This window comes from Sinorhizobium arboris LMG 14919, from assembly GCF_000427465.1.
Classification (GTDB): domain Bacteria; phylum Pseudomonadota; class Alphaproteobacteria; order Rhizobiales; family Rhizobiaceae; genus Sinorhizobium; species Sinorhizobium arboris.
Window position 1 is genome coordinate 1,157,789 of the sequence record NZ_ATYB01000014.1, and the last position, 18,935, is coordinate 1,176,723.

The window sequence follows — 18,935 nt, forward strand, 5'->3', positions numbered from 1 at the left end:
CCGCACCCGATGCGGTTTTAGCTGTTTAAGGGGCAGGGGCCGGCGCCCGGGATTGCCGGCATCCTCGCCAAGCTCAGGGCTTAAATGCCCGCAAAGGAGACAGGCATGAACCAAGAGGTCATGAATCTTTTCAATCCGCAGGTGCCTGCACAGACCTTCGATTCCATCCGGATTTCGATTGCGTCCCCGGAGAAGATTCTTTCCTGGTCTTACGGTGAGATCAAGAAGCCGGAGACGATCAACTACCGCACCTTCAAACCGGAACGCGACGGTCTTTTCTGTGCCCGCATCTTTGGTCCGATCAAGGACTACGAGTGCCTGTGCGGCAAGTACAAGCGCATGAAGTACAAGGGCATCATCTGCGAAAAGTGCGGCGTCGAAGTCACGCTGTCGCGCGTTCGCCGCGAACGCATGGGCCATATCGAGCTCGCTGCGCCCGTTGCTCACATCTGGTTCCTGAAGTCGCTGCCGAGCCGCATCGCAACGCTGCTCGACATGACGCTCAAGGACATCGAACGCGTCCTTTATTTCGAGAACTACATCGTCACCGAGCCCGGTCTGACGTCGCTCAAGGAAAATCAGCTCCTGAGCGAAGAAGAATACATGATCGCGGTCGACGAGTTCGGTGAGGACCAGTTCACCGCGATGATCGGCGCCGAAGCGATTTACGAGATGCTGGCATCGATGAATCTCGAGAAGATCGCGGGAGATCTGCGTTCGGAGATGGCCGAGACGACGTCCGATCTGAAGCAGAAGAAGCTGATGAAGCGGCTGAAGATCGTCGAGAACTTCATGGAATCCGGCAATCGTCCGGAATGGATGATCATGAAGGTCGTTCCGGTGATCCCGCCGGACCTGCGTCCGCTCGTGCCGCTTGACGGCGGCCGCTTCGCGACGTCGGACCTCAACGATCTCTACCGCCGCGTCATCAACCGCAACAACCGCCTGAAGCGGCTGATCGAGCTGCGTGCGCCCGGCATCATCATCCGCAACGAGAAGCGGATGCTGCAGGAATCGGTCGATGCGCTGTTCGACAATGGCCGCCGCGGCCGCGTCATCACCGGTGCGAACAAGCGTCCGCTGAAGTCGCTCTCCGACATGCTCAAGGGCAAGCAGGGCCGGTTCCGTCAGAACCTGCTCGGCAAGCGCGTCGACTATTCCGGCCGTTCCGTCATCGTGACCGGTCCGGAACTCAAGCTGCACCAGTGCGGCCTGCCGAAGAAGATGGCGCTCGAGCTCTTCAAGCCCTTCATCTACGCCCGCCTCGACGCCAAGGGTTACTCCTCGACCGTCAAGCAGGCGAAGAAGCTGGTCGAGAAGGAAAAGCCGGAAGTCTGGGATATCCTCGACGAGGTCATCCGCGAGCATCCGGTTCTTCTGAACCGCGCGCCGACCCTGCACCGCCTGGGCATCCAGGCCTTCGAACCGATCCTGGTCGAAGGCAAGGCGATCCAGCTGCACCCGCTCGTCTGCACGGCCTTCAACGCCGACTTCGACGGTGACCAGATGGCCGTTCACGTGCCGTTGTCGCTCGAAGCTCAGCTCGAAGCGCGCGTGCTGATGATGTCGACGAACAACATCCTGCATCCGGCGAACGGTGCCCCGATCATCGTGCCGTCGCAGGACATGGTTCTCGGCCTGTACTATCTCTCGATCATGAACCAGAACGAGCCGGGCGAAGGCATGGCTTTCTCCGACATGGGCGAACTGCACCATGCGCTGGAGACCAAGGCCGTTACCCTGCACGCCAAGATCCGGGGCCGTTACAAGACCGTCGATGCCGAGGGCAACCCGGTTTCCAAGATCTATGAAACAACGCCCGGCCGCATGATCATCGGCGAACTCCTGCCGAAGAATCCGAACGTTCCGTTCGATATCTGCAACCAGGAAATGACCAAGAAGAACATCTCCAAGATGATCGACACGGTCTATCGCCATTGCGGACAGAAGGACACCGTCATCTTCTGCGACCGGATCATGCAGCTCGGATTCTCGCATGCCTGCCGCGCCGGCATTTCGTTCGGCAAGGACGACATGGTGATTCCGGACACCAAGGTGAAGATCGTCGGCGACACCGAAGCGCTCGTGAAGGAATACGAGCAGCAGTACAATGACGGCCTCATCACCCAGGGCGAAAAGTACAACAAGGTCGTCGACGCCTGGGGCAAGGCGACTGAGAAGGTCGCCGAAGAGATGATGGCGCGCATCAAGGCGGTCGAGTTCGACGACAACGGTCGCCAGAAGCCGATGAATTCGATCTACATGATGTCCCACTCGGGCGCCCGCGGCTCGCCGAACCAGATGCGTCAGCTGGGCGGCATGCGCGGCCTCATGGCGAAGCCGTCGGGCGAGATCATCGAAACGCCGATCATCTCGAACTTCAAGGAAGGCCTGACCGTGAACGAGTACTTCAACTCGACGCACGGTGCCCGTAAGGGTCTCGCCGACACCGCCTTGAAGACTGCGAACTCCGGTTACCTGACCCGTCGTCTCGTCGACGTCGCGCAGGATTGCATCGTCACGCACACGGATTGCGGCACCGACAAGGGCCTCACCATGACGGCGATCGTCGATGCCGGTCAGGTCGTGGCCTCGATCGGCCAGCGTATCCTCGGCCGTACGGCGCTCGACAATATCGACAACCCGGTCACCGGCGAACGCATCGTCGATGCCGGCAAGATGATCCTCGAGCCGGATGTCGTCGCGATCGAGAAGGCCGGTATCCAGTCCGTCCGGATTCGTTCGGCGCTGACCTGCGAGATCCAGACCGGCGTCTGCGGCGTCTGCTACGGGCGAGATCTCGCTCGCGGTACGCCTGTCAACATGGGCGAGGCTGTCGGCGTCATCGCCGCACAGTCGATCGGCGAGCCGGGCACGCAGCTGACCATGCGCACGTTCCACCTTGGCGGTACGGCAACCGTGGTCGACCAGTCGTTCCTGGAAGCCTCGTATGAGGGTACGGTCCAGATCAAGAACCGCAACATGCTGCGCAACTCCGATGGCGTACTCGTCGCCATGGGCCGCAACATGGCGATCCAGATCCTCGACGAACGCGGTGTCGAGCGCTCCTCGCAGCGCGTTGCTTATGGTTCGAAGATCTTCGTCGACGATGGCGACAAGGTGAAGCGCGGTCAGCGTTTCGCGGAATGGGATCCCTACACCCGGCCGATGATGACGGAAGTGGAAGGTACCGTTCACTTCGAAGACGTGATCGACGGCATCTCGGTTCTGGAATCGACCGACGAGTCGACCGGCATCACCAAGCGCCAGGTCATCGACTGGCGCTCGACGCCGCGCGGCACCGACCTGAAGCCTGCGATCGTCATCAAGGACAAGAATGGCAACATTGCCAAGCTTGCCCGCGGCGGCGAGGCCCGCTTCATGCTCTCGGTCGACGCGATCCTTTCGGTCGAGCCGGGGCAGAAGGTCAGCCAGGGCGACGTTCTTGCCCGTTCGCCGCTCGAAAGCGCCAAGACCAAGGACATCACCGGTGGTCTGCCGCGCGTTGCCGAACTGTTCGAGGCACGCCGCCCGAAGGATCACGCCATCATCGCGGAGATCGATGGCACGATCCGTTTCGGCCGCGATTACAAGAACAAGCGTCGCGTGATGATCGAGCCGGCGGAAGACGGCGTCGAACCGGTCGAGTACCTGATCCCGAAGGGCAAGCCCTTCCATCTTCAGGATGGCGACTACATCGAAAAGGGCGACTACATCCTCGACGGCAACCCGGCGCCGCATGACATCCTGGCGATCAAGGGCGTGGAAGCGCTTGCTTCCTACCTCGTGAATGAAATCCAGGAAGTCTACCGACTGCAGGGCGTTGTCATCAACGACAAGCACATCGAGGTGATCGTCCGCCAGATGCTGCAGAAGGTCGAAATCACCGATGCCGGTGACTCGACCTATATCGTCGGCGACAACGTCGACCGCATCGAGCTCGAGGACGTCAACGATTCCCTCCTTGCCGAAGGCAAGAAGCCCGCTTTTGGCGAGCCGGTCCTGCTCGGCATCACCAAGGCATCGTTGCAGACCCCGTCCTTCATCTCGGCCGCTTCGTTCCAGGAGACCACCAAGGTCCTCACCGAAGCTGCGGTCGCAGGCAAGACGGACAATCTGCAGGGCCTGAAGGAGAACGTCATTGTCGGCCGCCTCATCCCGGCCGGTACGGGCGGCACGATGACGCAAATCCGCCGAATCGCCACGGCGCGCGACGAGTTGATCCTCGAAGAGCGCCGCAAGGGCACGGGTGCCGAAAGCGCCACTCCGATGCTCGCCGATATGGCGAACGATCCCGCTGCGGCGGAGTAAGCCGAAAGGGCAGGGTGGCTGCCCTCACTCGTGAATCAATAAAGCCGCCCGGAGCGATCCGGGCGGCTTTTCAGGTTGTTCCGGGGAGCGCGGTGAAACAACGCGAGCCGGTTCCGGATGGCGGCGGATCGCTCAGCTGAAGCGAATGATAGCGACTTCTCCCTCGAGCGCGCCCTGATAGGCGGAAGCGTGCGGCTCTTCGTCCGGTACGCCGTCCAGGGTGCCGATCTGGTCTAGATCGGCTTCCAGGAAGCCCTCCTCGGCCAGTGCATTCAGCGCTTCGCGCACGGCCGTATCGTCGTCCGGCGCCCGGAGCATCACGTGAATGTCAACGCCTTCGCTGTCGCCGTCGGCTTCGTAGGCTTTGCCGATGACGATGAAGATCATCGGTTCGTCGGGTGCGTTGTCGTTATCCGGTGTGACAGACATGGAAACATCCTCTTCGAAGAATAGTAGCGGGCGATCGCGTTCATTTTAGGCCGAAAGCGGCCGAAACCGTCGCGATCGATTCTCAAGCGTTGAGACGAGGGATGCGGGGAAACCGGATACACTTTGCCTCATCCTGCTCTACTGCATATTGCGCCAGATCGAAACCCGTTCCGGAATCGGGGCGGATGGCTTCAAAAAAAGGTGGTGAGGGACGCGCTGGTGGAGGAAGAGGAGGGCGGACGACTCGCCGTCGTGGAAAACGACAGAAAGAGGTTGCTGATTCCTTAAGTGCGAACGACTATGCGACGATGCGGGCCGGCGTTCGGCCAACCCGCGGGCAGAACCAGGGCGCAAAGCCTTGTTTCTCGGGCATATCAGGGCTGCAGTGCCCAGATTATTTCTTAATTGCCCTTGACGGATCGCCCCGAAATCAGTACACCCCGCCGCATCAGAGCCCATGTGAGGCTGGCTGGTTCGGAACGGCGCGTTCTGGAGTTCGCCTCAAACAAGGTTCAAAACGCACGCTGACGACATAATGCTGCACGCAAGACGCGCGAAATAGGGCGTCCTCTGCTTTTGGTGGGGCCATCTGCGAAAAGGCGGATCGGCCCTCGTTTTGCGCATTTCATAGGCGTTCGTTGTTGCCGGCGACGGCAAGCGATCCGCCCGAAAGGGTAACGAGACAAGTTTTTGTAAGGGATGGTTAGATGCCTACCGTAAACCAGCTGATCCGCAAGCCGCGTCAGGCACAGGTAAAGCGCAACAAGGTTCCTGCTCTGCAGGAGAACCCGCAGAAGCGCGGCGTTTGCACCCGCGTCTACACGACGACCCCGAAGAAGCCGAACTCGGCTCTCCGTAAGGTTGCCAAGATCCGCCTGACCAACGGCTTCGAAGTGATCGGCTACATTCCGGGTGAAGGCCACAACCTTCAGGAGCACTCCGTGGTCATGATCCGCGGCGGCCGCGTGAAGGACCTTCCGGGTGTTCGTTACCACATCATCCGCGGCGTTCTCGATACGCAGGGTGTGAAGAACCGCAAGCAGCGCCGTTCCAAGTATGGCGCGAAGCGTCCGAAATAACATCGCAACCGGCGCCATTTCGCTGGTCACAAGATTTAAAAGTTGAGAGACGAAAAGTATGTCCCGACGTCACAGAGCAGAAAAGCGTGAGATCAATCCGGATCCGAAGTTCGGTGATCTGGTCGTCACGAAGTTCATGAACGCAATCATGCTGCACGGCAAGAAGTCCGTTGCGGAGAGCATCGTCTACGGTGCGTTCGATGCGGTCCAGTCGAAGCTGAAGCAGGAGCCGGTCGCCGTGTTCCACTCCGCGCTCGACAACATTGCTCCGCATGTCGAAGTGCGTTCGCGCCGCGTCGGTGGTGCTACTTACCAGGTTCCGGTCGATGTTCGTCCGGAGCGCCGCCAGGCTCTCGCTATCCGCTGGCTGATCGCGGCTGCCCGTAAGCGCAATGAAACGACCATGGTCGATCGCCTGTGCGGCGAACTCATGGACGCAGCGAACAATCGCGGCAGCGCAGTGAAGAAGCGCGAAGACACCCACAAGATGGCTGATGCCAACCGTGCGTTCTCGCACTACCGTTGGTAATCCGAACAGGTTTCGAAAGGCAGTCTCTCATGGCTCGCGAATATAAAATCGAAGACTACCGAAATTTCGGTATCATGGCGCACATCGACGCCGGCAAGACGACGACGACCGAGCGTATCCTTTACTACACCGGCAAGTCCCACAAGATCGGCGAAGTCCATGACGGCGCTGCAACCATGGACTGGATGGAGCAGGAGCAGGAGCGCGGCATTACGATTACGTCTGCTGCTACGACGACCTTCTGGAAGGGTCGCGACGGTAAGACGCGCCGCTTCAACATCATCGACACTCCCGGCCACGTCGACTTCACGATCGAAGTCGAGCGCTCGCTGCGCGTTCTCGACGGCGCGATCGCGCTCCTCGATGCCAATGCCGGCGTCGAGCCGCAGACGGAAACCGTCTGGCGCCAGGCGGAGAAGTATCATGTTCCGCGCATGATCTTCTGCAACAAGATGGACAAGACCGGTGCGGACTTCTACCGTTCGGTCGAAATGATCAAGGCGCGCCTCGGCGCGACGGCTGTCGTCATGCAGCTGCCGATCGGCGCTGAAAGCGACTTCAAGGGCGTCGTCGACCTGATCGAGATGAATGCTCTCGTATGGCGCGACGAATCCCTCGGCGCCCAGTGGGACGTCGTCGAAATCCCGGCCGACATGAAGGAAAAGGCGGAAGAGTACCGTGAAAAGCTGATCGAGACGGTTGTCGAGATCGACGAAGCGGCAATGGAAGCCTACCTTGAAGGCACCTATCCGGACAACGACAAGATCCGCGAACTGGTTCGTCGCGGTACGATCGACGTCAAGTTCCACCCGATGTTCTGCGGCACGGCCTTCAAGAACAAGGGCGTTCAGCCTCTGCTCGACGCAGTTGTAGACTACCTGCCGTCGCCGATCGACATTCCGGCGATCAAGGGCATCGACGTCAAGACGGACGGCGAGATCATCCGTAAGGCTGACGACAACGAGCCGCTTTCGATGCTGGCGTTCAAGATCATGAACGACCCGTTCGTCGGTTCGCTGACCTTCGCGCGCATCTATTCCGGCAAGCTCGAAAAGGGCACGTCGGTGATGAATACGGTCAAGGAGAAACGCGAGCGCGTCGGCCGTATGCTGCAGATGCACTCCAACTCGCGTGAAGACATCGAAGAAGCCTTCGCTGGCGACATCGTTGCTCTGGCCGGCCTTAAGGAAACCACCACGGGCGATACGCTTTGCGATCCGCTGAAGCCGGTTATCCTGGAGCGCATGGAATTCCCGGAGCCGGTCATCCAGATCGCGATCGAGCCGAAGACGAAGGGCGACCAGGAAAAGATGGGCCTCGCGCTCAACCGTCTGGCTGCCGAAGATCCGTCCTTCCGCGTCAAGACCGATGAGGAATCCGGCCAGACGATCATCGCCGGCATGGGCGAACTTCACCTGGACATCATCGTCGACCGCATGCGTCGCGAGTTCAAGGTCGAAGCTTCGGTCGGTGCTCCGCAGGTTGCCTACCGCGAAACCATCACGCGTCAGCACGAGGAAGACTACACGCACAAGAAGCAGTCCGGTGGTACCGGTCAGTTCGCTCGCGTCAAGATCGTCTTCGAGCCGAACCCGGAAGGCGAAGATTTCGTATTCGAGTCGAAGATCGTCGGCGGTGCCGTTCCGAAGGAGTACATTCCGGGCGTTCAGAAGGGTATCGAAAGCGTTCTGTCCTCGGGTCCGCTTGCTGGCTTCCCGATGCTGGGCGTCAAGGCGACGCTGATCGACGGTGCGTTCCATGACGTCGACTCGTCGGTCCTGGCCTTCGAAATCGCTTCCCGTGCCTGCTTCCGCGAAGCGGCCAAGAAGGCTGGTGCTCAGCTTCTCGAGCCGATCATGAAGGTCGAGGTCGTGACGCCGGAAGATTACGTCGGTGACGTTATCGGTGACCTGAACTCTCGCCGTGGCCAGATCCAGGGTCAGGAAGCCCGCGGCGTCGCCGTGGTGATCAATGCCCACGTGCCGCTCGCGAACATGTTCAAGTACGTGGACAACCTGCGTTCCATGTCGCAGGGCCGCGCTCAGTACACGATGCTGTTCGATCACTACGCGCCGGTTCCGTCGAACGTCGCGCAGGAAATCCAGGCGAAGTATTCCGGTCAGAAGTGACCGGAATAGCCTCGCGCTGAAACAGAATGAAAAGATTTCCCCTCTAGGGGACAGGAAACGGAGAGCCGGAAATGGCAAAGAGCAAATTTGAGCGCAATAAGCCGCACGTTAACATTGGCACGATTGGCCACGTTGACCATGGCAAGACGTCGCTGACGGCAGCGATCACGAAGTATTTCGGCGAGTTCAAGGCGTATGACCAGATCGACGCTGCGCCGGAAGAAAAGGCGCGCGGGATCACGATTTCGACGGCGCACGTGGAATACGAGACGCCGAACCGTCACTATGCGCATGTCGACTGCCCCGGCCACGCCGACTACGTCAAGAACATGATCACCGGTGCGGCGCAGATGGACGGCGCTATTCTGGTGGTTTCGGCAGCCGACGGCCCGATGCCGCAGACGCGCGAACACATTCTGCTCGCCCGCCAGGTCGGCGTTCCGGCGATTGTGGTGTTCCTGAACAAGGTCGACCAGGTCGACGACGCGGAACTTCTCGAGCTCGTCGAGCTGGAAGTGCGCGAACTTCTGTCGTCCTACGAATTCCCGGGCGACGACATCCCGATCATCAAGGGTTCGGCTCTGGCTGCGCTTGAAGATTCGGACAAGAAGATCGGCGAAGACGCGATCCGCGAGCTGATGGCTGCGGTCGACTCCTACATTCCGACGCCGGAGCGTCCGATCGACCAGCCGTTCCTGATGCCGATCGAAGACGTGTTCTCGATCTCGGGCCGCGGTACGGTTGTGACCGGCCGCGTCGAGCGCGGCATCGTCAAGGTGGGTGAGGAAATCGAGATCGTCGGCATCCGTCCGACGACGAAGACGACCTGCACGGGCGTTGAAATGTTCCGCAAGCTGCTCGACCAGGGCCAGGCCGGCGACAACATCGGCGCGCTTCTGCGCGGCGTCGACCGCAACGGGGTCGAGCGCGGTCAGATTCTGTGCAAGCCGGGTTCGGTCAAGCCGCACCGCAAGTTCAAGGCTGAAGCCTACATCCTGACGAAGGAAGAGGGCGGCCGTCATACGCCGTTCTTCACCAACTACCGTCCGCAGTTCTACTTCCGCACGACGGACGTGACCGGCATCGTGACGCTGCCGGAAGGCACGGAAATGGTCATGCCGGGCGACAACGTCACGGTTGACGTCGAGCTGATCGTGCCGATCGCGATGGAAGAAAAGCTGCGCTTCGCTATCCGCGAAGGCGGCCGCACCGTCGGCGCAGGCATCGTCGCCTCCATCGTCGAGTAAAAAGAAAACGGCTTGAGCCGTTTCGGCAGGGACATGGTCGGCCATGTCCCTGCGATTTTTGAAAAGAAGCGGCTAAGCGAAACGAATACTTCAAGTGTGTGCCTCGTGAGCACACCGGAAAACACGAGCAAGGACAAGTCGAATGAACGGCCAGAATATCCGCATCCGCCTCAAGGCGTTTGATCACCGGATCCTCGATGCCTCCACGCGCGAAATCGTGTCGACGGCCAAGCGCACCGGTGCGAGTGTGCGCGGGCCCGTGCCGCTTCCGACCCGGATTGAGAAATTCACGGTCAACCGGTCGCCCCACGTCGACAAGAAGAGCCGCGAACAGTTCGAGATGCGCACGCACAAGCGTCTTCTCGATATCGTAGATCCGACCCCGCAGACGGTGGACGCGCTGATGAAGCTCGATCTGGCCGCCGGCGTCGACGTCGAGATCAAGCTGTAAGACCCGGCGCAAGCCGAAATAACAAGGAAGGTACGTGGAGCTTCTCCAACGGCTTCCAGGAACAGGAAACCGGAAGGTGCGTCAAGCACCGGATGGGAACCCTAAACAAGAGGCGTGAACCGATGCGTTCAGGTGTGATTGCACAGAAGGTGGGAATGACCCGCGTCTACAACGACGCCGGCGAGCATATCCCGGTAACAGTATTGCGGCTGGAAAACTGCCAGGTAGTGGCCCACCGCACGGAAGAAAAGAACGGGTATACGGCAGTTCAGCTGGGTGCCGGCCGTTCGAAGGTCAAGAATACGCCGAAGGCTATGCGCGGCCATTTCGCCGCTGCGAGCGTTGAGCCGAAGGCAAAGCTCGTCGAGTTCCGCGTGAGCGCCGACAACCTGATCGACATTGGCGCCGAGCTTACGGCGGGCCATTTCGTCGCCGGGCAGCTCGTGGACGTTACCGGCACCACCATCGGTAAGGGTTTTGCCGGCGCTATCAAGCGCCATAACTTCGGCGGCCTGCGTGCAACGCACGGCGTGTCCGTATCGCACCGTTCGCATGGTTCGACCGGTTCCAACCAGGATCCGGGCCGCGTCTGGAAGGGCAAGCGCATGGCTGGTCATATGGGCCAGACGCGCGTCACCACGCAGAACCTCGAAGTCGTATCGACCGACGAAGATCGTGGTCTGATCCTGGTCAAGGGTGCAGTTCCCGGCTCCAAGGGTTCCTGGATCGTCGTCCGTGACGCCATCAAGTCGGGCACTCCGGAAGGCGCACCGCGCCCTGCCGCAGTGCGCGCCGCAGAATCGAAGTAAGGGAGCCGAATAATGGATCTCACCGTCAAAACCCTCGAGGGCAAGGACGCGGGAAAGGTTTCCCTTTCTGACGCCATTTTCGGTCTCGAGCCTCGTGAAGACATCATCGCCCGCGTCGTTCGCTGGCAGCTCGCAAAGCGCCAGCAGGGCACGCACAAGTCCAAGGGCCGTGCGGAAGTCTCCCGTACCGGCGCCAAGATGTACAAGCAGAAGGGTACGGGCCGCGCCCGCCACCATTCGGCTCGTGCTCCGCAGTTCCGCGGCGGCGGCAAGGCTCACGGTCCGGTCGTCCGCAGCCATGCACACGATCTTCCGAAGAAGATCCGTGCACTCGGCCTGCGCCATGCGCTGTCGGCCAAGCTGAAGGCTGAAGAGATCATCGTCGTCGACGATCTCGTCGCCAATGAAGCAAAGACGAAGGCGCTCGCCGGTGCATTCGCCTCGCTCGGCCTCACCAACGCCCTGATCATCGGCGGAGCCGAGATCGAAGGCAACTTCAAGCTCGCAGCCCAGAACATCCCGAATGTGGACGTTCTGCCGGTTCAGGGCATCAACGTTTACGACATTCTGCGCCGTGGCAAGCTCGTGCTTTCCAAGGCTGCTGTGGAAGCTCTGGAGGAGCGGTTCAAATGACGGATCTTCGGCACTACGACGTGATCGTGTCTCCCTCGATCACCGAAAAGTCGACGCTGGTCTCGGAACAGAACCAGGTCGTCTTCAATGTCGCCAAGGGTGCTTCGAAGCCTGAGATCAAGGCTGCCGTCGAAGCGCTGTTCGGCGTGAAGGTCACGGCCGTGAACACGCTCGTCCGCAAGGGCAAGCTGAAGCGCTTCCGCGGCTTCGCCGGAAAGCAGAAGGACGTGAAGAAGGCGATCGTAACGCTCGCCGACGGTCAGTCCATCGACGTTTCCACCGGTCTCTAACGGATAGGCCCATTTAGGGTAAAAACCCAAAAGGGAACATGAAAATGGCATTGAAAAGCTTCAATCCGACGACGCCGAGCCAGCGTCAACTGGTCATCGTCAGCCGGGCGGGCCTCTACAAGGGCAAGCCGGTAAAGACGCTGACCGAGGGCCTGTCCTCCAAGGGCGGTCGCAACAATCTGGGCCGCATCACCGTCCGTTTCCAGGGCGGTGGTCACAAGCGGACCTACCGTCTGGTCGACTTCAAGCGTCGCAAGTTCGACGTCGAAGGCACGGTCGAGCGTCTGGAATACGACCCGAACCGCACGGCTTTCATCGCGCTCGTCAACTATGCTGACGGTGAACAGGCCTATATCCTGGCGCCGCAGCGCCTGGCCGCGGGCGATAAGGTGATTGCCTCGGAAAAGGCCGTCGACGTAAAGCCCGGCAACGCTATGCCGCTGCAGTTCATTCCGGTCGGCTCCATCATCCACAACGTGGAAATGAAGCCGGGCAAGGGTGGGCAGATCGCCCGCTCCGCCGGAACCTACGCTCAGCTCGTCGGCCGCGACCAGGGGATGGCGATCCTGCGCCTGAACTCGGGCGAGCAGCGCCTGGTGCACGGCTCTTGCCTCGCATCGATCGGTGCTGTATCGAACCCCGACCACGGCAACATCAATGATGGTAAGGCCGGCCGTTCGCGCTGGCGCGGCAAGCGCCCGCACGTACGCGGCGTTGTCATGAACCCGGTCGACCATCCGCACGGCGGCGGCGAAGGCCGCACCTCCGGTGGTCGCCATCCGGTCACTCCATGGGGCAAGCCCACAAAGGGTAAGCGCACGCGCTCCAACAAGTCGACCGACAAGTTCATTATGCGCTCGCGTCATCAGCGCAAGAAGTAAGAGAGGAAGTCTCAAGTGGCTCGTTCAGTATGGAAAGGTCCGTTTGTTGACGGTTATCTTCTCAAGAAGGCTGAGAAGGTCCGCGAAGGCGGCCGCAACGAAGTGATCAAGATGTGGAGCCGTCGCTCCACGATCCTTCCGCAGTTCGTCGGTCTGACCTTCGGCGTCTACAACGGCAACAAGCATGTTCCCGTCTCGGTGTCCGAGGAAATGGTCGGTCACAAGTTCGGTGAATTCGCTCCGACCCGGACCTATTACGGTCATGGCGCGGACAAGAAAGCGAAGAGGAAGTAACAATGGGCAAGGCAAAAGCCGAACGCCGGCTGAAGGATAATGAGGCGCAGGCCGTTGCGCGCACGATCCGCGTCAGCCCCCAGAAGCTCAACCTTGTTGCCGCGCTGATCCGCGGCAAGAAGGTAGACCGGGCTCTGGCCGAACTCGAGTTCTCGCGCAAGCGCATTGCAGGCACGGTCAAGAAGACGCTTGAATCTGCGATCGCTAACGCAGAGAACAACCATGATCTCGACGTTGATTCGCTCATCGTCGCAGAAGCTTTTGTTGGCAAGTCGATCGTGATGAAGCGCTTCCACGCCCGTGGTCGCGGCCGTGCATCGCGCGTCGAAAAGCCGTTCGCGCACTTGACGATCGTCGTTCGTGAAGTGGAAGCCAAAGGGGAGGCCGCATAATGGGCCAGAAAATTAATCCGATCGGTTTCCGTCTCGGCATCAACCGGACCTGGGATAGCCGTTGGTTCGCGGATAACGCGGAATACGGCCAGCTTCTTCACGAAGACCTGAAGATCCGCGCCTATCTGATGGAAGAACTGAAGGCGGCCGGTATCGCCAAGGTCGTCATCGAGCGTCCGCACAAGAAGTGCCGCGTTACGATCCACTCGGCTCGCCCGGGCCTGATCATCGGCAAGAAGGGCGCCGACATCGAAAAGCTCCGCAGGAAGCTTTCCGAGATGACCAATTCGGAAACGCACCTCAACATCGTCGAGGTGCGCAAGCCGGAAGTCGACGCGACTCTCGTTGCACAGTCGATCGCTCAGCAGCTCGAGCGTCGTGTAGCGTTCCGTCGTGCGATGAAGCGTGCCGTTCAGTCGGCAATGCGTCTCGGCGCCGAAGGCATCAAGATCACCTGCGCCGGCCGTCTCGGCGGTGCGGAAATCGCCCGTACCGAATGGTATCGTGAAGGCCGCGTTCCGCTGCATACGCTGCGCGCCGACATCGACTACGGCACGGCCGAAGCCGAAACCGCTTTCGGTATCTGCGGTGTCAAGGTCTGGATTTTCAAGGGTGAAATCCTTGAGCACGATCCGATGGCTTCCGAGCGCCGCGCGACCGAGAGTGACAACCAGGGCGGTGGCGGCAGAGAGCGTCGCCGCGAGAACGCGTAACATTCGCGCGTGGCAGCCAATATCGGAGAAGTAAAAAAATGTTGCAGCCAAAGCGTACGAAGTATCGCAAGCAGTTCAAGGGACGCATCAAGGGCGTCGCGAAGGGCGGCTCCGACCTGGCCTTCGGCGAATTCGGTCTGAAGGCTCAGGAGCCGAACCGCGTCAATGCTCGCGAGATCGAAGCGGCCCGCCGTGCGATCACCCGTCATATGAAGCGCGCCGGCCGCGTCTGGATCCGGGTATTCCCCGACGTTCCGGTCACGGCAAAGCCGACCGAAGTCCGCATGGGTAAGGGCAAGGGTTCGGTCGAATACTGGGCATGCAAGGTCAAGCCCGGCCGCATGATGTTCGAGATCGACGGTGTCAGCGAAGAGCTCGCCCGCGAGGCGCTTCGCCTCGGCGCTGCCAAGCTCTCTGTCAAGACGCGCTTCGTGCAGCGTATCGCAGAGTAAGGAGTGAAGCTCATGAAAGCCGCAGACGTTCGCGCTCTGAGCGCCGACCAACTCAAGGAAGAGCTTGCCAAGCTGAAGAAGGAGCAGTTCAACCTGCGCTTCCAGAAGGCAACCGGCCAGCTCGAGAAGTCTTCGCGCATCAACGAGGTCCGCAAGGACATCGCGCGCATCAAAACCATTGCCCGCCAGAAGGCGGCAGAAGCCAAGGCCTAAGGACCAGAAGAATATGCCGAAACGCATTCTGCAGGGCACCGTCGTCAGTGACAAGAACGACAAGACCGTCGTCGTCCGGGTCGAGCGCCGCTTTGCGCACCCGATCCTTCAGAAGACCGTTCGTCGTTCCAAGAAGTACAAGGCGCACGACGAGAACAACCAGTTCAAGGTCGGCGACCTCGTTTCCATCGAGGAATGCGCGCCGATCTCCAAGGACAAGCGCTGGACGGTGGTTTCCGCCCAGTCTTGATTTATGCAGGTTTTGTCCGCCGGACCCTTGCGTCTCGGGCAAATATCTGTATGAAGCACGCAATTAAAGCCGAGGAACGCTCGAGTCCGAGCGTTCTTTTGCTTTGAGATGAGCACAATAAGCCGGGCGAGGGGGTTCCGACCCAACCGGCCTGGTAACAACAAGAAGGCGACCTGACATGATTCAGATGCAAACAAACCTCGACGTGGCGGATAATTCCGGCGCACGTCGTGTCATGTGCATCAAGGTGCTGGGCGGCTCCAAGCGCAAGTACGCGTCGATCGGCGACATCATTGTCGTTTCGATCAAGGAAGCCATTCCGCGCGGCCGCGTGAAGAAAGGTGATGTCATGAAGGCAGTTGTCGTTCGCACCGCGAAGGACATCCGCCGTCCGGATGGCAGCGTCATCCGTTTCGACACCAACGCAGCCGTTCTCATCGACAACAAGAAAGAGCCGATCGGCACCCGTATCTTCGGACCGGTTCCGCGCGAACTCCGCGCCAAGAACCACATGAAGATCATCTCGCTGGCTCCGGAAGTACTCTAAGGGAGCGATCAGAGATGCAAAAGATTCGCAAAGGCGACAAGGTCGTCGTTCTGACCGGTAAGGACAAGGGCCGCACCGGCGAAGTCATCCAGGTCATGCCGAAGGAAGACCGGGCTCTCGTGCGCGGCGTAAACGTGGTGAAGCGTCACCAGCGCCAGACCCAGAACCAGGAAGCCGGCATCATCACCAAGGAAGCCCCGATCCACCTGTCGAACATCGCGATCGCCGATCCGAAGGACGGCAAGCCGACCCGTGTCGGCTTCAAGATCGAAGGTGACAAGAAGGTCCGCGTGGCCAAGCGTTCGGGAGATGTGATCGATGGCTAAGTCCGCTTATGAGCCGCGGCTCAAGAAGGAATATGTAGAGCGCATCCGCAAGGCGATGCAGGAGCAGTTCTCCTACTTCAACGAAATGCAGATCCCGCGCCTCGACAAGATCGTTATCAACATGGGTGTTGGCGAAGCGACTGGTGATTCCAAGAAGCCGTCCGTTGCTGCTGCCGACCTCGCTGCGATTGCCGGCCAGAAGCCGGTGATCACCCGCGCTCGCAACTCCATCGCTGGCTTCAAGCTCCGCGAAGGCATGCCGATTGGTGCCAAGGTTACCCTGCGCGGCGTTCGGATGTACGAGTTCCTGGATCGTCTCATCAACATCGCTCTTCCGCGTGTACGAGACTTCCGCGGCCTCAATCCGAAGTCCTTCGATGGTCGTGGCAATTTTGCCATGGGCATCAAGGAGCACATTGTGTTCCCTGAGATCAACTACGACAAGGTTGATCAGATGTGGGGCATGGACATCATCGTTTGCACGACGGCTACTAACGACGACGAAGCACGCGCTCTGCTCAAAGAGTTCAACTTCCCGTTCCGTCAGTAATCCGTAACGACAAGCGTAAAGAAGGATAACTGTTATGGCGAAAACGAGCGCAGTTGAAAAGAACAAGCGCCGCCGCAAACTGGTTGCCAACCATGCCGCCAAGCGCGCGGCTCTGAAGGCAATCATCATGAACCAGTCTTTGCCGATCGAAGAGCGGTTCAAGGCCACCCTGAAGCTGGCGGATCTGCCTCGCGATGGGTCCAAGACCCGCATCCGCAACCGTTGCGAAGTCACCGGTCGTCCGCGCGCCTATTATCGCAAGCTGCGCATGTCGCGTATTGCGCTTCGCGAACTGGGCAATCTCGGCAAGGTGCCGGGTGTGGTCAAGTCGAGCTGGTAAGGAGACGGGTACATGGCAATGACTGATCCTTTGGGCGATATGCTCACCCGTATCCGCAACGGCGCTGCTCGCCGCAAGTCGAGCGTTTCTACGCCGGCTTCCAAGCTTCGCGCACGCGTTCTGGATGTCCTTCAGGCTGAGGGCTACATCCGCGGATACTCTGAAGTCGAATTCGGCAACGGCAAGTCCGAGCTGAGCATCGAACTGAAATACTACGAAGGCGCCTCCGTGATCCGTGAGATCGCGCGCGTCTCCAAGCCGGGCCGCCGGGTCTATGTCTCGGTCAAGTCCATTCCGCAGGTCGCGAACGGCCTCGGCATCACGATCCTTTCGACTCCGAAGGGTGTGATGGCCGATCACCAGGCACGCGAACAGAATGTTGGTGGCGAGGTTCTTTGCTCGGTCTTCTAAGGCCGAGCAGGATCTCCATAGCGAACAGACAGGTATAAAAATGTCTCGTATCGGTAAAAAGCCCGTTCAAGTTCCGGCAGGCGTCACGGCTAACGTGGATGGCCAGAAGGTAACGGCAAAGGGCCCGAAGGGCGAACTGTTCTTCGTCGCAAACGACGAAGTTTCGGTGAAGCTCGAAAACAACACGGTTGTCGTTCAGCCGGCCAATGAGAGCAAGGATGCTCGCGCAAAGTGGGGCATGTCCCGCACGATGATCGAGAACATCTTCAAGGGCGTGAAGGACGGTTACGAGCGCAAGCTCGAAATCAACGGCGTCGGTTACCGCGCTTCCATGCAGGGCAAGAACCTGCAGCTGGCGCTCGGCTTCAGCCACGACGTCGTCTACCAGACGCCGGAAGGCATCACGATCGCTGTGCCGAAGCCGACGGAAATCGTCGTCTCCGGAATCAACAAGCAGCAGGTCGGTCAGGTTGCCGCGGAAATCCGCGAATACCGTGGCCCCGAGCCCTACAAGGGCAAGGGCGTCAAGTATGCCGAAGAGCGGATTGTCCGCAAAGAAGGCAAGAAGAAGTAAGGATCACGCGAAATGGCTAGCAGGAAAGATACTCTTGTGCGTCGCGCCAGCCGCGTGCGCCGTCAAATCAAGGCGGTTGCCAATGGCCGCCCGCGCCTGTCGGTTCATCGCTCGTCGAAGAACATCTATGCGCAGATCATTGACGATGTTGCCGGCAAGACGATTGCTTCGGCATCGACCCTCGACACGGATCTGCGGTCTTCGCTGAAGACCGGCGCTGATACCGAGGCCGCTACGGCGGTCGGCAAGCTCCTGGCGGAGCGTGCTTCCAAGGCGGGCGTCAAGGACGTTGTCTTTGACCGTGGCGCCTTCATCTACCACGGCCGCATCAAGGCGCTGGCCGAGGCAGCTCGCGAAGGCGGCCTGAACTTCTAAGGTTCGTCGCCCGGGCAGCAATGCCCGGGCGCATCCCGGCTTCGTAAATTCCCGGCCGCTTCGATTTCCAAGGAAGCGAGGCGGTCTTCGTCAATCTGCCGATTGCACCCGGAAAAGAAAAAGGAAGAGGACAATGGCACAAGAAAGAAGAGGTTCTCGCGAAGATCGCCAGAACCGCGAAGAGCGCGACAGCGAGTTTGTCGACAAGCTCGTCGCCATCAACCGCGTCGCCAAGGTGGTGAAGGGCGGCCGTCGTTTTGGTTTCGCCGCTCTCGTCGTCGTGGGCGACCAGAAAGGTCGCGTCGGCTTCGGTCATGGCAAGGCACGTGAAGTGCCTGAAGCCATCCGCAAGGCCACGGAAGCCGCCAAGCGCGACCTGATCTTCGTACCGCTGCGCGGCGGCCGCACTCTGCATCACGACGTTCATGGCCGTCACGGCGCCGGCAAGGTGCTGCTGCGTTCGGCAAAGCCCGGTACCGGTATCATTGCCGGTGGTCCGATGCGCGCCGTCTTCGAGACGCTCGGCGTTTATGACGTCGTAGCCAAGTCGACCGGCTCGTCGAACCCCTACAACATGGTTCGCGCCACCTTCGACGCGCTCAAGAACCAGATGCACCCGAAGGACATCGCGGCACAGCGCGGCATGAAATACGCCACGCTCCAGTCCCGTCGCGTTTCCGCCGGCGTTGCTTCCGAAGAATAAGGGAGCT

25 protein-coding genes are annotated in these 18,935 nt (G+C 60.1%); 24 read left to right on the top strand and 1 reads right to left on the bottom strand.

The annotated features are described in order from the left end of the window. Window positions 1-105: 105 nt before the first annotated feature. Window positions 106-4,311, top strand: a complete 4,206-nt coding sequence (gene rpoC, locus SINAR_RS0116680; protein WP_028000150.1) for a DNA-directed RNA polymerase subunit beta' — start codon at window positions 106-108, stop codon at window positions 4,309-4,311. 132 nt (window positions 4,312-4,443) lie between these two features. Here the strand turns inward: rpoC and SINAR_RS0116685 are convergent, their stop codons facing one another. Next, window positions 4,444-4,740, bottom strand: a complete 297-nt coding sequence (locus SINAR_RS0116685; RefSeq protein WP_028000151.1) for a hypothetical protein — start codon at window positions 4,738-4,740, stop codon at window positions 4,444-4,446. A gap of 707 nt (window positions 4,741-5,447) precedes the next feature. Here SINAR_RS0116685 and rpsL point away from each other — a divergent pair. The 23 genes from rpsL (at window position 5,448) to rpsE (ending at window position 18,928) form a co-directional block, all read left to right on the top strand. Continuing rightward, the gene (gene rpsL, locus SINAR_RS0116690) at window positions 5,448-5,819 is read left to right on the top strand and encodes a 30S ribosomal protein S12 (RefSeq protein ID WP_003507760.1); all 372 of its coding nucleotides are present in this window, start codon (window positions 5,448-5,450) and stop codon (window positions 5,817-5,819) included. A 58-nt stretch (window positions 5,820-5,877) separates the two neighbouring features. Continuing rightward, entirely contained in the window at window positions 5,878-6,348 is a 471-nt protein-coding gene (gene rpsG / locus SINAR_RS0116695) for a 30S ribosomal protein S7 (protein ID WP_003536198.1), read from the top strand. A gap of 29 nt (window positions 6,349-6,377) precedes the next feature. Continuing rightward, window positions 6,378-8,477, top strand: a complete 2,100-nt coding sequence (gene fusA / locus SINAR_RS0116700) for an elongation factor G (protein WP_028000152.1) — start codon at window positions 6,378-6,380, stop codon at window positions 8,475-8,477. Between the two features lie 71 nt (window positions 8,478-8,548). After that, window positions 8,549-9,724, top strand: coding sequence for an elongation factor Tu (tuf, locus tag SINAR_RS0116705; protein ID WP_028000142.1), 1,176 nt, complete (start codon window positions 8,549-8,551; stop codon window positions 9,722-9,724). A gap of 142 nt (window positions 9,725-9,866) precedes the next feature. Then, window positions 9,867-10,175 carry a 30S ribosomal protein S10 gene (gene rpsJ / locus SINAR_RS0116710; protein WP_003507767.1) on the top strand — a complete coding sequence of 103 codons (309 nt, stop codon included), beginning with the start codon at window positions 9,867-9,869 and terminating at the stop codon, window positions 10,173-10,175. Window positions 10,176-10,297: 122 nt separating this feature from the next. Further along, window positions 10,298-10,984: a 50S ribosomal protein L3 gene (gene rplC / locus SINAR_RS0116715; protein ID WP_028000153.1), complete on the top strand. Its 687-nt coding sequence runs from the start codon at window positions 10,298-10,300 to the stop codon at window positions 10,982-10,984. Between the two features lie 12 nt (window positions 10,985-10,996). After that, window positions 10,997-11,617, top strand: coding sequence for a 50S ribosomal protein L4 (gene rplD / locus SINAR_RS0116720; RefSeq protein WP_028000154.1), 621 nt, complete (start codon window positions 10,997-10,999; stop codon window positions 11,615-11,617). After that, window positions 11,614-11,907, top strand: a complete 294-nt coding sequence (locus SINAR_RS0116725) for a 50S ribosomal protein L23 (protein WP_003536621.1) — start codon at window positions 11,614-11,616, stop codon at window positions 11,905-11,907. Before rplD ends, SINAR_RS0116725 begins: the two co-directional genes overlap by 4 nt. Window positions 11,908-11,951: 44 nt before the next feature. After that, on the top strand, window positions 11,952-12,788 hold the full coding sequence (gene rplB / locus SINAR_RS0116730; RefSeq protein WP_028000155.1) for a 50S ribosomal protein L2: 837 nt from the start codon (window positions 11,952-11,954) through the stop codon (window positions 12,786-12,788). A gap of 15 nt (window positions 12,789-12,803) precedes the next feature. Beyond that, window positions 12,804-13,082 carry a 30S ribosomal protein S19 gene (gene rpsS, locus SINAR_RS0116735; protein ID WP_002964358.1) on the top strand — a complete coding sequence of 93 codons (279 nt, stop codon included), beginning with the start codon at window positions 12,804-12,806 and terminating at the stop codon, window positions 13,080-13,082. 2 nt (window positions 13,083-13,084) lie between these two features. After that, the gene (rplV, locus tag SINAR_RS0116740; protein WP_003536535.1) at window positions 13,085-13,474 is read left to right on the top strand and encodes a 50S ribosomal protein L22; all 390 of its coding nucleotides are present in this window, start codon (window positions 13,085-13,087) and stop codon (window positions 13,472-13,474) included. Further along, window positions 13,474-14,187, top strand: coding sequence for a 30S ribosomal protein S3 (rpsC, locus tag SINAR_RS0116745; protein ID WP_028000157.1), 714 nt, complete (start codon window positions 13,474-13,476; stop codon window positions 14,185-14,187). Before rplV ends, rpsC begins: the two co-directional genes overlap by 1 nt. Window positions 14,188-14,225: 38 nt before the next feature. After that, window positions 14,226-14,639: a 50S ribosomal protein L16 gene (gene rplP / locus SINAR_RS0116750; protein WP_011975175.1), complete on the top strand. Its 414-nt coding sequence runs from the start codon at window positions 14,226-14,228 to the stop codon at window positions 14,637-14,639. Between the two features lie 12 nt (window positions 14,640-14,651). Next, a complete protein-coding gene (gene rpmC, locus SINAR_RS0116755) occupies window positions 14,652-14,852 on the top strand; it encodes a 50S ribosomal protein L29 (RefSeq protein ID WP_003536529.1) in 201 nt (66 codons plus the stop codon). 13 nt (window positions 14,853-14,865) lie between these two features. Beyond that, window positions 14,866-15,102 carry a 30S ribosomal protein S17 gene (gene rpsQ / locus SINAR_RS0116760; protein WP_003536527.1) on the top strand — a complete coding sequence of 79 codons (237 nt, stop codon included), beginning with the start codon at window positions 14,866-14,868 and terminating at the stop codon, window positions 15,100-15,102. 178 nt (window positions 15,103-15,280) lie between these two features. After that, on the top strand, window positions 15,281-15,649 hold the full coding sequence (rplN, locus tag SINAR_RS0116765; RefSeq protein WP_012707761.1) for a 50S ribosomal protein L14: 369 nt from the start codon (window positions 15,281-15,283) through the stop codon (window positions 15,647-15,649). 14 nt (window positions 15,650-15,663) lie between these two features. Beyond that, a complete protein-coding gene (rplX, locus tag SINAR_RS0116770) occupies window positions 15,664-15,975 on the top strand; it encodes a 50S ribosomal protein L24 (RefSeq protein ID WP_028000158.1) in 312 nt (103 codons plus the stop codon). Next, window positions 15,968-16,525, top strand: coding sequence for a 50S ribosomal protein L5 (rplE, locus tag SINAR_RS0116775; RefSeq protein ID WP_028000159.1), 558 nt, complete (start codon window positions 15,968-15,970; stop codon window positions 16,523-16,525). The genes rplX and rplE overlap by 8 nt, the downstream gene beginning before the upstream one ends. A 34-nt stretch (window positions 16,526-16,559) precedes the next feature. Next, entirely contained in the window at window positions 16,560-16,865 is a 306-nt protein-coding gene (rpsN, locus tag SINAR_RS0116780; RefSeq protein WP_028000160.1) for a 30S ribosomal protein S14, read from the top strand. A gap of 12 nt (window positions 16,866-16,877) precedes the next feature. Next, window positions 16,878-17,276, top strand: coding sequence for a 30S ribosomal protein S8 (gene rpsH / locus SINAR_RS0116785; protein WP_028000161.1), 399 nt, complete (start codon window positions 16,878-16,880; stop codon window positions 17,274-17,276). A 40-nt stretch (window positions 17,277-17,316) separates the two neighbouring features. Further along, a complete protein-coding gene (gene rplF, locus SINAR_RS0116790; protein WP_028000162.1) occupies window positions 17,317-17,850 on the top strand; it encodes a 50S ribosomal protein L6 in 534 nt (177 codons plus the stop codon). A gap of 12 nt (window positions 17,851-17,862) precedes the next feature. Next, window positions 17,863-18,225, top strand: coding sequence for a 50S ribosomal protein L18 (rplR, locus tag SINAR_RS0116795; protein WP_018010417.1), 363 nt, complete (start codon window positions 17,863-17,865; stop codon window positions 18,223-18,225). 133 nt (window positions 18,226-18,358) lie between these two features. After that, window positions 18,359-18,928, top strand: coding sequence for a 30S ribosomal protein S5 (gene rpsE / locus SINAR_RS0116800; protein ID WP_028000163.1), 570 nt, complete (start codon window positions 18,359-18,361; stop codon window positions 18,926-18,928). Window positions 18,929-18,935: the final 7 nt, after the last annotated feature.

Coding starts and splice junctions, on each gene's coding strand:
- rpoC (WP_028000150.1), top strand. CDS start 106: ATGAACCAAGAGGTCATGAATCTTTTCAATCCGCAGGTGCCTGCACAG.
- SINAR_RS0116685 (WP_028000151.1), bottom strand. CDS start 4,740: ATGTCTGTCACACCGGATAACGACAACGCACCCGACGAACCGATGATC.
- rpsL (WP_003507760.1), top strand. CDS start 5,448: ATGCCTACCGTAAACCAGCTGATCCGCAAGCCGCGTCAGGCACAGGTA.
- rpsG (WP_003536198.1), top strand. CDS start 5,878: ATGTCCCGACGTCACAGAGCAGAAAAGCGTGAGATCAATCCGGATCCG.
- fusA (WP_028000152.1), top strand. CDS start 6,378: ATGGCTCGCGAATATAAAATCGAAGACTACCGAAATTTCGGTATCATG.
- tuf (WP_028000142.1), top strand. CDS start 8,549: ATGGCAAAGAGCAAATTTGAGCGCAATAAGCCGCACGTTAACATTGGC.
- rpsJ (WP_003507767.1), top strand. CDS start 9,867: ATGAACGGCCAGAATATCCGCATCCGCCTCAAGGCGTTTGATCACCGG.
- rplC (WP_028000153.1), top strand. CDS start 10,298: ATGCGTTCAGGTGTGATTGCACAGAAGGTGGGAATGACCCGCGTCTAC.
- rplD (WP_028000154.1), top strand. CDS start 10,997: ATGGATCTCACCGTCAAAACCCTCGAGGGCAAGGACGCGGGAAAGGTT.
- SINAR_RS0116725 (WP_003536621.1), top strand. CDS start 11,614: ATGACGGATCTTCGGCACTACGACGTGATCGTGTCTCCCTCGATCACC.
- rplB (WP_028000155.1), top strand. CDS start 11,952: ATGGCATTGAAAAGCTTCAATCCGACGACGCCGAGCCAGCGTCAACTG.
- rplV (WP_003536535.1), top strand. CDS start 13,085: ATGGGCAAGGCAAAAGCCGAACGCCGGCTGAAGGATAATGAGGCGCAG.
- rpsC (WP_028000157.1), top strand. CDS start 13,474: ATGGGCCAGAAAATTAATCCGATCGGTTTCCGTCTCGGCATCAACCGG.
- rplP (WP_011975175.1), top strand. CDS start 14,226: ATGTTGCAGCCAAAGCGTACGAAGTATCGCAAGCAGTTCAAGGGACGC.
- rpmC (WP_003536529.1), top strand. CDS start 14,652: ATGAAAGCCGCAGACGTTCGCGCTCTGAGCGCCGACCAACTCAAGGAA.
- rpsQ (WP_003536527.1), top strand. CDS start 14,866: ATGCCGAAACGCATTCTGCAGGGCACCGTCGTCAGTGACAAGAACGAC.
- rplN (WP_012707761.1), top strand. CDS start 15,281: ATGATTCAGATGCAAACAAACCTCGACGTGGCGGATAATTCCGGCGCA.
- rplX (WP_028000158.1), top strand. CDS start 15,664: ATGCAAAAGATTCGCAAAGGCGACAAGGTCGTCGTTCTGACCGGTAAG.
- rplE (WP_028000159.1), top strand. CDS start 15,968: ATGGCTAAGTCCGCTTATGAGCCGCGGCTCAAGAAGGAATATGTAGAG.
- rpsN (WP_028000160.1), top strand. CDS start 16,560: ATGGCGAAAACGAGCGCAGTTGAAAAGAACAAGCGCCGCCGCAAACTG.
- rpsH (WP_028000161.1), top strand. CDS start 16,878: ATGGCAATGACTGATCCTTTGGGCGATATGCTCACCCGTATCCGCAAC.
- rplF (WP_028000162.1), top strand. CDS start 17,317: ATGTCTCGTATCGGTAAAAAGCCCGTTCAAGTTCCGGCAGGCGTCACG.
- rplR (WP_018010417.1), top strand. CDS start 17,863: ATGGCTAGCAGGAAAGATACTCTTGTGCGTCGCGCCAGCCGCGTGCGC.
- rpsE (WP_028000163.1), top strand. CDS start 18,359: ATGGCACAAGAAAGAAGAGGTTCTCGCGAAGATCGCCAGAACCGCGAA.